This window comes from Streptomyces sp. NPDC101165 (assembly GCF_044768135.1).
Classification (GTDB): domain Bacteria; phylum Actinomycetota; class Actinomycetes; order Streptomycetales; family Streptomycetaceae; genus Streptomyces.
This window is the reverse complement of sequence record NZ_JBIWPG010000020.1, coordinates 176,978-190,283: the sequence shown is the minus strand read 5'-3', so window position 1 is coordinate 190,283 and position 13,306 is coordinate 176,978. Positions and strand designations below refer to the sequence as shown.

The window sequence follows — 13,306 nt, the reverse complement described above, 5'->3', positions numbered from 1 at the left end:
CTGGCGCGCGCCAAGACGTTCTTCGCGCAGGAGGCGCCCCTCGCGCGCTTCCCGCACCAGGACGCCTGAGCCGTCCCGCGCGGCTCGCCGCGCCCTATGTGTTGATGTCCTTCGTCGTGAACCGCGCCCAGGCCGCCGAGCCGAACACGGCTGCGTACAGCGCTTGGAGGCCGAGGTTCCTGACCAGGTCGTCCCAGTAGACGGGGTCGCGCATCAGGTCGGCGAAGGACAGCCAGTAGTGGGAGAAGAAGTACGGCTGCAGCGCGTGCAGCTGGGGTATCTGGTCGAGGATCTGGACGGTGATGAGCAGGCCCACGGTGGTCGCCATCGCCGCGATGCCGCTGTTGGTCAGCGTCGACACGAACAGGCCGAGGGCCGCGACGCCGACCAGCGAGGCGGCGACGACCAGCGCTATCAGCAGCGCCCGGCCGAGGCCCTCGGCGAAGCTGATCCGGGTGCCGGAGATGGTGGTGAGGTCGCCGAGCGGGAACAGCAGTGCGCCGACGATCAGGGCGGAGACGGCCACGACCAGGGTGGCCAGTACGCAGAAGGCCATGACCGTCGTGTACTTGGTGAGCAGCAGGCGGGTGCGGCCGGCCGGGGCGACCAGCAGATAGCGCAGGGTGCCGCCGCCCGCCTCGCCGGCGATCGCGTCGCCCGCGACCACGCCGACCGCCATCGGCAGGAAGAATGGCAGGGTCGCGGCCAGTGCCGTGAACACCAGGAACAGGCCGTTGTTGGTGATCTGCGCGATGAACGCCGGCCCGTCGCCGCCGCCCGGGCCCGACGTCGAGCCGCCCCGCGTCTCGATCCGCACCGCGATCCCGACCAGCACCGGAACCGCCGCGAGCACCCCGAGCAGCGCGAGGGTGCGCCAGCGGCGGACGGTGGTGACCAGCTCGCTGCGCAGCAGCCCGAAGGTCCACAGGGGGTGCGGACGGCCGGGGCCGGCCGCGGCGGCCGGTGCCCGGAGTGCCTCGGCCTCAGCCCGCGACATCGAATCCCTCTCCCGTCAGTGCCACGAACGCGTCCTCCAGGGAGGCCCGTTCGAGTGTGAGGCCCCGGACCCGGACGCCCGCCGTGACCAGGGCGGCGTTGACCTCGGCGAGGTCCCGCTCGGGCGGCTCGCCGGTCACCCGGTCGCCGTCCACGGTGACGTCCCCGACGCCCTGCTCCTTCAGCAGCCGGGCCGCCTCGCCCGTGTCCGGTGTGGTCACCACCAGCCGGCCGCGTGCCCCGGCCGCCAGGTCGGCCACCGCGCCCTGTGTGATGAGGCGGCCCTGTGCCATCACCGCCGCGTGCGTGCACACCTGCTCGATCTCGTCGAGGAGGTGCGAGGAGAGGAAGACGGTCGTGCCGTCGGAGGCCAACTCCCGGATCAAGGAACGGATTTCCCGCATGCCCTGCGGGTCGAGGCCGTTGGTGGGCTCGTCCAGGACGAGCAGCCTGCGCGGCTGGAGCAGGGCCGCGGCCAGGCCGAGGCGCTGCTTCATGCCGAGCGAGTACGCCCTGGCCTTCTTGCCCGCGGCGGCCGTGAGGCCCACCCGGTCCAGGGCGGCCGCGACACGGGTCCGCCGGGTGCGCGGGTCGGCGGTCGGGTCGGCGGCGTCGTAGCGCAGCAGGTTGTCGCGGCCGGAGAGGAAGCCGTACAGGGCGGGGCCCTCGATCAGCGCGCCGACCTGCGGGAGGACGGCGCGGCCGGCGCGGGGCATGGGACGGCCCAGGACGCGGGCCGTGCCCGAGGTCGGCTCGATCAGGCCCATCAGCATGCGGATGGTGGTGGTCTTGCCCGAGCCGTTGGGGCCGAGGAAGCCGAAGACGCTGCCCGCCGGGACGGTCAGGTCGAGACCGTCCACGGCGAGCTGTCCGCCGCGGTAGCGCTTGGTGAGGCCGCGCGTGGCGATGACGTGCGCCGGCGCGTCCCCCGAGTCCTGCTCCGTGGCGGACGGTTCGCCCATCGGCTCCCTCGATTCGTCGTGTGCCGTACCCCGGAAGGGTTACTTCCCTTCGTTGGCCGCCTTGACCAGCGTGTCCTTGGTGACCGCTCCGGCGTACACCTTGCCGTCGTCGGTGATCAGGGCGTTGACCAGGCGGGTGGAGAAGACTGTGCCCTTGCCGAACTTCCCGGAGACGTGGTCGCCGAGCGAGCCGAGGAAGCCGCCGAAGGCGCCGCCCTCGGAGCCGGACGGCATGCCGCCCTTGGCGCCGGTGTCGAAGGTGGCGACGGACGTCCAGCCCTTGCCGAGCACGTTGGCCCCCTGCAGGCCCTGGGCGAAGTCCTCGCCGGACTTCGGGGCGTGCTCGGGCGCCTTGGACTCCTTCTTCTCCTCGGTGACCTTCGCACCCTTGGGCGGGGTGAAGTCGAAGGTGGAGTCGGCCGGCTTGCCGAAGGAGACCTGGGTGAAGCCCGCGTCGAGCACGGCGGCGCCGCCGCTCTTCGGGGTGAGCGTGAACTTGAGCGGCATGCCCGTCTTCGCGTCGACGGCGATGCTGATCGCGCCGACCGTGGAACCGGACTGCTTGGGCTTGATCAGCAGTTTGTAGGCGTCGCGTCCAGCGACCTGCGCGGTGCCGTCGACGGTCACGGACGTAGTGTCGTCGACCGACTTCAGGGCCTTGTCGGCGAAGCCCTTGGGCGTGGCCGGCGGCTCGGCCCGGTGCTCCTTGCCGGAGTCGGCGGCGGTGCCGTGGAAGACCTCGTTGCTCTTGCTGTCGTAGCCCCAGACGTTCTTGCCGTCGTGGATGAGGCTGTACTCGGAGCCGCTCTCCAGCACCGAGAGCTTCTGCCGGTCCGGACCGTCGGTCGCCACGCGCAGGGTGTGCGTGCCGGAGACCAGCTCGGTGAGCTTGGACGTCGGGTCGGCGGAGGAGCCGTCGCCGCCCCGGGCCGCCCCGGACGCCAGGCTGCTCTCCAGGCCGCCGAGGTCCGGCAGGCCGAGGTCGGTGCTGACCTTCACCGTGCCGGACAGCTGCTGCACGTCCGACTTGGCGATCTTCTCGATGAGCTGCTGCGCGGTGATCTTCGGCAGATCGGGGGAACCGGAATCGGCGAGCGCCGGGACCAGCCCGATCGTGGCCGCCGCCACCCCCACCACCGCGACCGGGACCACGTACCGGGCGGCCTTGCGGCGTCCGGTGGGCAGGTCCTCGCCCTGACCGGCGCCCGTTGCCTCGTCGGATTCGTACGGTGCCATCTGTGCCTTACCTCCGTCGTCGGCGGCGGCTGTCCCCACACTGGTCCACCTGAGCCGCCATTCTCACCCGAATCGGTGAGGAGTGGTGATTTCCGTGGTTTCCATCTGACCAAATCGGCCGTGAGGAAGCGTCAGACCACGGAGCCAACTCCGTGTACGCCTGCGGTATGACACACGAGGGCGGCGCCTCCCCCGACCCGTAGGGGTCGTGCGGGAGACACCGCCCTCAAGTCAGGTGTGCGGGCGACTAGCCGGCCCGGTGCACCACCGCGTCGCACAGCTCGAGCAGCGCCGCCTTGGCGTCGCACTCCGGCAGCGGGGCCAGCGCAGCCCGCGCCTCCTCCGCGTACCGGACGGTGTCCCGGCGGGCCTGCTCCAGCGCGGGGTGCACGCGCAGCGCGGTCAGCGCCTCGGCGTGCCGGGCGTCGTCGCTGAGGTCGGAGTCCAGCAGCTCGCACAGCGCGATGTCCTCGGCCAGGCCGAGGCGGGCGGCCCGCTCGCGCAGCCGGAGCACGGGCAGCGTCGGGATGCCCTCGCGCAGGTCGGTGCCCGGGGTCTTGCCGGACTCGTGCGAGTCGGAGGCGATGTCCAGGACGTCGTCCGCGAGCTGGAAGGCGACCCCGAGCCGTTCGCCGTACTGGGTGAGCACGTCGACGACCGTCTCGTCGGCGCCGGACATCATCGCGCCGAACCGGCACGACACGGCCACCAGGGAGCCCGTCTTGCCGCCGAGCACGTCCAGGTAGTGGTCGACCGGGTCGCGGCCGTCCGAGGGGCCCGCGGTCTCCAGGATCTGCCCGGTGACCAGCCGCTCGAACGCGAGGGCCTGGACCCGGACCGCCTCGGGGCCGAGGTCGGCAAGGATCTGGGAGGCGCGGGCGAAGAGGAAGTCGCCGGTGAGGACCGCGACCGAGTTGCCCCAGCGGGTGTTGGCGCTGTCCACGCCGCGCCGCACGGACGCCTCGTCCATGACGTCGTCGTGGTACAGCGTGGCCAGGTGGGTCAGCTCCACGACGACGGCCGACGGCACGACGCCCGGCGCGTACGGGTCGCCGAACTGCGCCGCGAGCATCACGAGCAGCGGCCTGAACCGCTTCCCGCCGGCCCGTACGAGGTGCTGCGCGGCCTCCGTGATGAACGGGACCTCGCTCTTGGTGGCTTCGAGCAAGCCTTCCTCGACAGCCGTCAATCCGGCCTGGACATCGGCTTCCAGAGCCTGGTCCCGCACGCTCAGCCCGAACGGCCCGACGACGGTCACGAGGGGTCTCCTGTCTGCTGGTGTCTGCTGGCGATTACACGGTTTGTCGATAGGTCGTTGCCATCACTCAAGTCAGCGTATCCGGTCCTGTTTCGATCACCGATAGCGCCCACCGGTCCAGCCCGGGCGGTATCGGATCACGGCCGGTATGTTTTTGATCATCTGATAAGTGTGGGTACACAATGACTTAACAGGATCTCGCCCGATTTGTCGCGAACCGCACGGCGGGCGGAGTACTCCTTTTGCACCACACCCAGCAAATCTCCCGAATCCCCCATGTCTGATTTGATACCCTTTGCCATTTCGTGAGTTGGGTCACGCGGGTCCATGAATCGGCCAATGGGCACCACCCCCGTTCTCCCCTTGCCACATCGGCCAGTTGAGCGTTGGCAACCGCAAAGGATCAAGTACCCCATTCGGAATAGATCAAGGTCAACTGCCTCATTGGGTGAATTCAGTACTTGTTCCCGACATGTGCTGTCGCATAGCTTCCGGGCCAGTCGGACGAACGCCGAATCCTGCCGCGTCTGACACCACCCATCGACGAACTCATTTCGTACGGCAGGAGCGGGGGACCCAGGTAAGCCGCCTGACCGGACGACGCACGTCGCGCCGGGACGGCTAGGGGTGAAGTCGTGCCTCCCCCCAGGGGTACGGCCGGGCACCTCCCCGCCCGAACCCGACAGCTCACCTCGCAGGCGACGGAGAGGAACGCCCCCATGCTTGCTGCCGCTCTGCCCCGCCGCTCCCGCACCAACCGCCTCGTCCGCAAGCTCGCCGTCATCGGCACCGGCGCCGCCGTGCTCGCCCTTCCCGTCATCGGTGCGACCAGCGCCTCCGCGGCCACCCCCACGGCCACCACGCCGTCCACCACGCTCGCCGGGTACCCGAACAACCTCGACGGCTGGATCCGCGAGTCGCTCGCGATCATGGGCGAGAAGGGCATCCCCGGGACGTACAACGGCATCTACCGCAACATCATCCGCGAGTCCTCGGGCAACCCGGCGGCCATCAACCTCTGGGACTCCAACGCGGCCAAGGGCATCCCGTCCAAGGGCCTGCTCCAGGTCATCGATCCGACGTTCAACGCGTACCACGTGGCCGGAACGTCCTTCGACATCTACGACCCGGTCGCGAACATCACGGCCGCCTGCAACTACGCGGCCAAGCGCTACGGGTCGATCGACAACGTCTTCGGCGCCTACTGACCGGCGCCCACGGCGGGCCACTACTGATCTCCCGGTCAGTCGGTCGGGAACAGTCTTTCGAGGACGACGGCGATGCCGTCGTCCTCGTTCGACGTGGTGATCTCATCGGCCACGGCCTTGAGTTCGGGGTGGGCGTTGGCCATGGCGACACCGCGTGCGGCCCAGTCGAACATGGGGATGTCGTTGGGCATGTCGCCGAACGCGAGGGCCCGGCCGGCGGCGATCCCCAGGTACTCGGCGGCCAGCGCCAGCCCCGTCGCCTTGGTGACCCCGCACGGCTGCAGCTCCACGGTCCCGGGCCCCGACATCGTGACCGTCGCCAGCGAGCCCACCGCCGAGCGCGCGATCGCCGCCAACTCGTCGTCGGACAGCGTGTGGTGGCGCAGCAGCACCTTGCTGATGGGCTCGCACCACAGGTCGTCGCGGCGGCCGACCTGCATGGCGGGCAGGGTCGGGTGCGGCATCAGATACCCGGGTTCGATCAGGGTGAGCCCGTCCACGCCGTCCTGGTCGACGGCCGCGTAGACCTGCCCCACCTCGGCCTCGATCTTGCCGAGCGCGGTCTCGGCCAGTTCCCGGTCCAGCCGGACCGACCACAGCAGACGGTCGGCGCCGGCGTCGTAGACCTGCGCGCCCTGCCCGCACACCGCGAGCCCCGTACTGCCGAGGCCCTCCAGGAGCGGCCGTACCCGGGGAGCCGGGCGGCCCGTCACCACCAGGTGCCGGGCGCCGGCCCGCGCCACCCGCTCGAGCGCGGCGCGCGACCGGTCGGAGACGGTGTCGTCGCCGCGCAGCAGCGTCCCGTCCAGGTCGGTGGCGATCAGTGAGTATGCGGGGGGTGCGGCCATGATCAGAGAATACGGATCCCACGCCCCGCCGACTCACCCTGAAGTTCCCGGACTTGTGTGCTCCCCGCCCCCAAGTGGCGTCTGCGGGGCCCCTGATGGTGGTGGAGTTGACGCGATCGGACATACCGGTGAGCGGGACGGCGTCTTCCGCGGCTCAGCCGTGTGCCGCCGCCAGGTGCCCGGCCAGCCGCGGCGAGGCGAACTCCGTGCCGCAGACGAAGCGCATCACCGGGCCGTACGAGGACGCCGCCGGGAGGCCGGTGAAGTACAGGCCGGGGACGGAGGAGACGTACCCGGGTCCGAGCCTGGGCGTGCCCCGGCTCACCGCCAGCCGGGTGCGCAGCTCATGGCCGAGGAAGTCCATCGCGGCGATGTTCACGCGGTAGCCGGTGGCCGCGATGACGTGGTCGGCCGAGAGCCGCTCGGTGTGCCTGCCGTGGGTGCTGACGGTGAGGACCGGGCTGCCGTCCGGGGCCTCGGACCCCACCACCCGCTCGACCTCCTGGACCTGCACCTTGCCCTCGAAGCGGTCGCGCAGCCACCAGGCGCCGAGCGGGCCGAGGACCCGGCGGACCAGGAAGTGGCGGGTGCGGGCGGGCAGGAAGCGGTACGGGTGGGGGTAGTAGCTGAGCGCCCACAGGGACCAGGCACGGCCGAAGGGCGACTCGGGGCGCAGCCTCGGCTGGTCCCAGGGCGGGGCGCCGAAGGCGACCCGGCCGCGGCCGCGCGAGACCACGCGCACCCGGGCGCCGGCCTCGGCCGCGAGGGCGGCCGTCTCCAGCGCGGACTGGCCGGCGCCGACGACGATCAGCTCCTTGCCGGCGAAGCGGGTGAGGTCGTGGTGCTGGGAGCTGTGGGAGACCGGACCCGTGAGCGCCGGGCCGTCGGCCGCCGCTGCGGCCAGCTCCGCCGGGAGATGGGCCAGCCCTGACAGCCCGGTGGCGACCACGACCGCGCGGGCGGTGAACAGCTCCCCCGAGTCCAGCTTGAGTTCGAACCCGCCGTTCTTGTCGCGGTCCACGGACACGACCCGGACCTGCTCCAGGTCGGGCAGCAGCTTCTCCTGGAACCACTCGCCGTACGCGATGAAGGTCTCCACCGGGACGATGTCCTCGTCGGTCACCAGTCGGCGGACACCGGCCGCGTCGCAGTAGTCGGCGAGGGTGTGTCCGGGCTGCGGGCAGTCGAGGTTGGAGGCGGCGGGGGTCGACTTGAGGAGCATGCCCTCGGGCATGTGGTCGCGCCAGCTGACCATGGGGTCGCCGAAGACGCGGACGGGGATGCCGCGCGCCCGCAGATGGGCGGCGGTGGACAGGCCGTACGGCCCGGCCCCGATGACTGCAACCGGTCGAATCACGAAGTCCCTCCCCAGGACGCGGTGCGCCACCTTCGTGGCCTTGCCTACTTCGTGGTCGGAGTGGTGCTGCTGCCGCGGCGGTTGGTGCGCCACAGCTGATACAGGTGCTTCGCGCCCGGGCGCACGAAGCGGGCGAGCATCGTGAGGAACGGCATCGGGTCGTCACCCGCGAGCCAGGCCAGCTCCGTCCCGCTCGCCTTCGCCGGCGCGTGCGGCGTCGTGTAGCCGCTGCGGCGGTAGGCGAGGAGGGCGGGCAGGTCGATGTTCTCCACGACGAAACGGTGACCGGCGCGCTGTTCCCCCTCCGGTACGGCACGGCCGGTCAGATTCAGGTGCATCGCGCGTACGACGTCCACGCCCGACTCGTTCTCGAAGAGCCGGAACTGGGCGCCCATGCGCGGGTTGAAGTCGAGGAGCTTGTACTGTCCGTCGCGCCGGTCGAAGCGCAGGTCGAGGTCGATGATCCCGGTGAAGCCGATCTGTTTGACGAAACGCGCGGCGAGGTCGGCGAGTTCCGGGTTGTCGACGACGTAGGCGTTCGCCGTCATGCCCGCGTGCGGCGGCCAGGAGCGGACCTTGACGCCGGTGAACAGCGCGAGCGGGTTGGAGTCGGCGTCGAAGCAGGCGTGCACGATCCAGTCCTCGGCCTCCTCCCTCGGCAGGTACTCCTGGAGGATCACGCCGGGCTGCTCGCCCCAGTCCCGGGCGAGGGTGAGCAGTCCCTCGCGGGTGGCGATCCTCGTGGTGCCGTTGACGGCGGGCTGGCTGCGCCGTACGAACGCCTCGCGGTTCTTGGCCACCACCGGGAAGCGGGATGTGTCGGCGAAGGCGACGATCTCGTCGTACGACTCCGGGAACGCGGCCGCCGGGCTCGCGATGCCGTGTTCCGCGCACAGCTCGTGCAGGCCCTGCTTGCTGGCCAGCCGGCGCGGCAGCGCGGGGTCGACGCGCGGGAAGAGAAAAGGACCGGCCAGATCGTCCTGGTGCTCTGCGATCAGGACGGCGGCCTCCTCGTCCGTCGGGACCAGGACGGTCGGACGGCCGATCCGGCGGCCGATCCGCAGCAGGCCCTCGACCAGCCGGCCCGGGTCCTCGGCGCCGGTCGTCGGCCACACGAACGCCCGTCTGAGGTAGCGCGATGCGGCCGCTGGTGTGTAGGCGTCCTCGGTGATCGCGTACATCGGGACACCGAGGCGGCCCAGGCTGCGGATCGCGCCGACACCGCCGTGGTGCAGCGGGTAGTCGCCGAACTTGACGATCAGTCCCGGCACGTCACGGTCCGCCTCGAAAGGCACGCCGACGGTGCTTCTGGCCACGGGTCCCCCCACGTGTCCCCCCTACGGACCGGACCCACCCCGTCCATGTCCCCCAAAGGACGCTAAGCCGGAATTGCCACCTCCCACAAGGCTTATTCGGACATTGCGAACTCTTTAGGCACTATCCGAGCAACCTTTCGAGCAACGCATGGGGCGCTGCCCAAGACGCGCGACTCAGCCGTAACGTGTGCCGCGACCACATGGAACGCACCGCCATGCACGGCCCGGATGAGAGCGAGGCAGTACCCCATGCCCCCCTTCGACGTCCCCGAGGGCGACCCCTTCGGTCCGCACAACCTTCCCTATGGCGTGTTCTCGCCCTCCGGCAGCACGGAGCGGAGGGTCGGCGTCCGGCTCGGCGACCACGTCCTCGACGCGGGCGCCGCGGCCGCCGCCCTCGGCTCGCCGTACGTCACCCTGCTCGCGCAGCCCACCCTCACCCCCCTGCTGGCGGCCGGGCGCACGGCCTGGTCGGACGTGCGGCGCGCCCTGACGGCGTGGGTGACCGTGCCCTCGCACCGGTCCACGATCGAACCGCTGTTCCACCCGCTGTCGTCGGTGACCCTCCACCTGCCCTTCGAGGTCGCGGACTACGTCGACTTCTACGCCTCCGAGAACCACGCCCGGAACGTCGGCCAGATCTTCCGCCCGGACGCGGAGGACTCCCTGACCCCCAACTGGAAGCACCTGCCGATCGGCTACCACGGCCGCTCCGGCACCGTGGTGGTGTCGGACACGGACGTCGTACGGCCGTCCGGGCAGCGCAAGGGCCCCGCCGACCCGGCACCCGTCTTCGGTCCCTCGATCCGGCTGGACATCGAGGCCGAGGTCGGCTTCGTGGTGGGCGTGCCCTCCGAGCAGGGCAGGCCGGTCGCGCTCGGCGACTTCCGGGAGCACGTCTTCGGGCTGTGCCTGCTGAACGACTGGTCGGCGCGGGACGTCCAGGCCTGGGAGTACGTCCCGCTCGGCCCGTTCCTCGGCAAGTCCTTCGCGACCTCGGTGTCGGCGTGGATCACCCCGCTGGAGGCGCTGGAGCACGCGCGCGTGGCGCCTCCGGAGCGCACGTACCCGCTGCTGCCCTACCTGGACGACTCCACGCCGGAGATCGAGCCCGGCGGCTACGACCTGCGGATCTCCGTCGCGATCAACGGCCACATGGTGTCCGAGCCGCCGTTCTCCAGCATGTACTGGACCGCGGCCCAGCAACTCGCCCACATGACGGTGAACGGGGCTTCCCTGCGCACCGGCGACCTGTACGGCTCGGGCACGGTGAGCGGCCCGGCGGAGAACCAGCGCGGCTCGCTGCTGGAACTGACCTGGAACGGCCGCGACCCGCTCGAACTCCCGGACGGCAAGCGGACGTTCCTGGAGGACGGCGACGTCGTGACGCTGTCGGCGTGGGCGCCGGGGGCGGACGGGGGCCGGGTGGGACTGGGGGAGGTCACCGGGCGCGTCGTGTCGGGCTGAGCTTTGTGCCGGACGCGCCGAGACTTGTAGCAAGCAATTGACACAAGCCCGCCGTGACGCCATCTTGTACTCACCGCTTGATACAAGCAGTGAGTACACGGTGCTCGCTTTCACGGGGGTTTGTCATGCCTGAAGCCGACCTTGGTACGACCGCTCCGGCGTCCCGCGCACCCGTCGACCGCTACGCCCGCTGGACGGGCCTGGTCGTCGGCGCGCTCGCCGGACGCTGGCTGTCCTCGCTCGACCACGGCGACGGGATGCTGTACGCCATCCCGGCGTTCGGGCTGTGCGCGGTGGCCGGCGTCCTGGCGGGCGACGCGCTGACCCCACCGGCGCGGGGCACCGTCCGGACGGCGGGGCTCGCCCCGCGCCGCGTCCGGGCCTATGTGCCGCCGCGCGTGACCTGGCTGCTCCTGGCCCTCGCGGGGGCGCTGGTGGTGCTGCTCGTGGCGGCGGGCGCGATCGCCTCACCGGACGACATGGGTCATGCGGGGCGTGCCCTCACCGCGACCTGCCGGGGCGTGACCCAGTCGGCCACACCCTGGCCTGGCTTCCACTACGGCCTGCCGATGCTGGCCTCCCTGGCCGTCGCCACCGCCGCCTGCGGCTGGTCCCTGCGCCGGATCGCGACCCGGCCCGGCGACGAGCAGTCCCGCCGCGACCGCAGCCTGGCCGTCGTCGCCGCCTGGGGGCTGGTCGTGTCCTCCTCCCTGCTGGGCGCGGCCTCGACGGCGTCCGGCGCACTGATGGACATCAGCTGCGACGGGACCGCCGGGACGGTCGCCAACGCGGTGCTGTTGCCGCTGGCCACGCTCGCGCTCGTGACCGTGCCGTGGACGCTGGTCACGGTGTGCTCGCCGCGGGCGTCGTGGGGGCGCCGGTCCGCATCCGGTGACCCCCGCCGGTGGGCGGTTCGCCGGCCGGGCTCGGGTGAACGCCGGTGAGCGGCGGGGTCGTGCGGGTCGACACCACCAGTCCCGTCCCGCCGTACGAACAGATCCGCGCCCAGCTCGCCGCCCTGATCACCACCGGTCGCCTGCCCGAGGGCGAACGGCTGCCGACGGTACGGCAGCTGGCGGCCGACCTGGGCCTGGCGGCGGGGACGGTGGCCCGCGCCTACCGCGAGCTGGAGGCGGCCTCCCTGATCCGGACGCGGCGCGGCGCGGGCACCCGCGTGGCCCCGCTGCCGGCCCCGGCCGACCGCCCGGACCCGGCAGCCGAACTCGCGGCACTGGCCAGGGGGTTCGTGGCACAGGCGCGGGTGCTCGGGGCGACGGAGGAGCAGGTGACCGCAGCGGTCCGGGCGGCGTTGCGGGAGTAGGGGGTGCGTTCGGGCGCCGGGAACGGCCCGGCGGGAGCACGCCACGAGGGCCGGGGAAGAGACGATCGCTGCTCGACCCTGACACTCGGGCCGCCTGTCCCGTCATACTGACGGCACACACCAGGCGATGCGCTTCCGTGCATCGCCGCGCGCCACCCGGCACCCGCATCCGCCTCCGACCAGGAACCGGAGCCCCGGCATGACCGTCTGCCTGCTCCTGCTGAGCGTCGTCGCCCTGACGGCCGCCGTACCAGCGCCGCGCGCGTTGACCCGGGCCGCCTGGACCGAGCGGGAACCCGTGGTCGCGTTGTGGGTGTGGCAGTGCCTGGTCGCGACGGTCCTGCTGTGCTGCCTGACCGCACTCGTGCTGGGCGCGGCGGCCGTCTTCCACACCGTCCGCGACCATGTCTTCGCCCCCGCGCCGCCCGCCGTCACCGCCGCGTACGACCTCTCCACCGCACCGGTCTGGGCCGTCGCCCTCACCCTGCTGCTGGCCTGCGGGGCCGCCTGGACGACCGCGATGCTCGCCCGGGAGATCGCCGAGGCCCGCCGCCGCCGCGGCCAGACCCGGGCGCACCTGCGCGAACGTGCCCCCGACCTGCCCGCAGGACTGCCGGCGGCACGCGGACCGATGCTGGTGCTGGAGGACGAGTACCCGGACGCCTGGTGGATGCCGGGCCACCCGCCCCAGCTGGTCGTGACGACCGGGGCGCTGCACCGCCTGACCGACCATCAGCTGGACGCGGTGCTCACCCACGAGCGCGGCCACGCCCGCGCCCACCACGACTGGCTGCTCCACCTGTCCACCGCGCTCGCCACGGGCTTCCCGCACGTCCCGCTCTTCGCCCACTTCTGCGACCAGACGCACCGGCTGGTCGAACTGGCCGCCGACGACACGGCCTCCCGCCGCTGCGGCCACCTCACCACCGCCCTGGCCCTGATCGAGCTGAACCAGCACCGCGGTGTCCTGTCCTGCGCCTCCAGCCGCCGCCTCCTCGGCGAACGCGTGGACCGCCTCCTGGAGCCCCCACCGCGCCTGCTCCGCCGACACCGGGCCCTGACGACGACGGTGGCGGCGCTGGTCCCGCTGCTGCCGCTGCTGATCACGTTCGCACCGGGGCTCACGGCGCTGTCCTGACCTCGACTTCCTGACCCTGCTGAGGGGTGCCGCCCCCGGACCGGCATACCTCCAGCGAGCGACCTCCCGCCTGTGTGGGCGTGCGCCCCACCCGGCCCTGGGCAACGTGAACCGAAGAGCAGCCGAGTGGCAGTTCTGGCCCGTCCGCTCGGAAAACCCCAGCTCAGCGCCCCATCCAACGCCCCCTCACCTGGCGCAA

Annotated in this window: 12 protein-coding genes and 1 riboswitch; of the genes, 5 read left to right on the top strand and 7 right to left on the bottom strand. The window is 71.8% G+C overall.

From position 1 onward, the window contains the following. Positions 1-94: 94 nt before the first annotated feature. The 4 genes from ACIRVH_RS35530 to ACIRVH_RS35515 form a co-directional block, all read right to left on the bottom strand. The gene (locus ACIRVH_RS35530; protein ID WP_403962226.1) at positions 95-997 is read right to left on the bottom strand and encodes an ABC transporter permease; all 903 of its coding nucleotides are present in this window, start codon (positions 995-997) and stop codon (positions 95-97) included. Then, positions 984-1,958 carry an ABC transporter ATP-binding protein gene (locus ACIRVH_RS35525; RefSeq protein WP_403962223.1) on the bottom strand — a complete coding sequence of 325 codons (975 nt, stop codon included), beginning with the start codon at positions 1,956-1,958 and terminating at the stop codon, positions 984-986. The genes ACIRVH_RS35530 and ACIRVH_RS35525 overlap by 14 nt, the downstream gene beginning before the upstream one ends. A gap of 39 nt (positions 1,959-1,997) precedes the next feature. Next, positions 1,998-3,194 (bottom strand): outer membrane lipoprotein carrier protein LolA, encoded by a 1,197-nt coding sequence (locus ACIRVH_RS35520; RefSeq protein ID WP_403962220.1) that lies wholly within the window; start codon positions 3,192-3,194, stop codon positions 1,998-2,000. A gap of 247 nt (positions 3,195-3,441) precedes the next feature. Continuing rightward, positions 3,442-4,452 (bottom strand): polyprenyl synthetase family protein, encoded by a 1,011-nt coding sequence (locus ACIRVH_RS35515; RefSeq protein ID WP_403962217.1) that lies wholly within the window; start codon positions 4,450-4,452, stop codon positions 3,442-3,444. A 531-nt stretch (positions 4,453-4,983) separates the two neighbouring features. Further along, positions 4,984-5,166: riboswitch (cyclic di-AMP (ydaO/yuaA leader) on the top strand. 5 nt (positions 5,167-5,171) lie between these two features. Between ACIRVH_RS35515 and ACIRVH_RS35510 the strand changes: the two genes are divergently transcribed. Then, the gene (locus ACIRVH_RS35510) at positions 5,172-5,660 is read left to right on the top strand and encodes a transglycosylase SLT domain-containing protein (RefSeq protein ID WP_403962215.1); all 489 of its coding nucleotides are present in this window, start codon (positions 5,172-5,174) and stop codon (positions 5,658-5,660) included. A gap of 35 nt (positions 5,661-5,695) precedes the next feature. On the opposite strand, the gene ACIRVH_RS35505 is transcribed toward ACIRVH_RS35510, so the two are convergent. The 3 genes from ACIRVH_RS35505 to ACIRVH_RS35495 form a co-directional block, all read right to left on the bottom strand. Further along, positions 5,696-6,508: an HAD family hydrolase gene (locus tag ACIRVH_RS35505; RefSeq protein WP_403962212.1), complete on the bottom strand. Its 813-nt coding sequence runs from the start codon at positions 6,506-6,508 to the stop codon at positions 5,696-5,698. Positions 6,509-6,662: 154 nt separating this feature from the next. Then, positions 6,663-7,865 carry an FAD-dependent oxidoreductase gene (locus ACIRVH_RS35500; RefSeq protein ID WP_403962209.1) on the bottom strand — a complete coding sequence of 401 codons (1,203 nt, stop codon included), beginning with the start codon at positions 7,863-7,865 and terminating at the stop codon, positions 6,663-6,665. A 44-nt stretch (positions 7,866-7,909) separates the two neighbouring features. Next, positions 7,910-9,160, bottom strand: a complete 1,251-nt coding sequence (locus ACIRVH_RS35495; RefSeq protein ID WP_403962259.1) for an ATP-grasp domain-containing protein — start codon at positions 9,158-9,160, stop codon at positions 7,910-7,912. Between the two features lie 270 nt (positions 9,161-9,430). Between ACIRVH_RS35495 and fahA the strand changes: the two genes are divergently transcribed. The 4 genes from fahA (at position 9,431) to ACIRVH_RS35475 (ending at position 13,107) form a co-directional block, all read left to right on the top strand. After that, positions 9,431-10,648 (top strand): fumarylacetoacetase, encoded by a 1,218-nt coding sequence (gene fahA, locus ACIRVH_RS35490; RefSeq protein WP_403962206.1) that lies wholly within the window; start codon positions 9,431-9,433, stop codon positions 10,646-10,648. A 125-nt stretch (positions 10,649-10,773) separates the two neighbouring features. Beyond that, entirely contained in the window at positions 10,774-11,592 is an 819-nt protein-coding gene (locus tag ACIRVH_RS35485) for a hypothetical protein (RefSeq protein ID WP_403962203.1), read from the top strand. Further along, positions 11,589-11,969 carry a GntR family transcriptional regulator gene (locus ACIRVH_RS35480; RefSeq protein WP_403962200.1) on the top strand — a complete coding sequence of 127 codons (381 nt, stop codon included), beginning with the start codon at positions 11,589-11,591 and terminating at the stop codon, positions 11,967-11,969. Before ACIRVH_RS35485 ends, ACIRVH_RS35480 begins: the two co-directional genes overlap by 4 nt. A 199-nt stretch (positions 11,970-12,168) precedes the next feature. Beyond that, positions 12,169-13,107: a M56 family metallopeptidase gene (locus tag ACIRVH_RS35475; protein WP_403962197.1), complete on the top strand. Its 939-nt coding sequence runs from the start codon at positions 12,169-12,171 to the stop codon at positions 13,105-13,107. Positions 13,108-13,306: the final 199 nt, after the last annotated feature.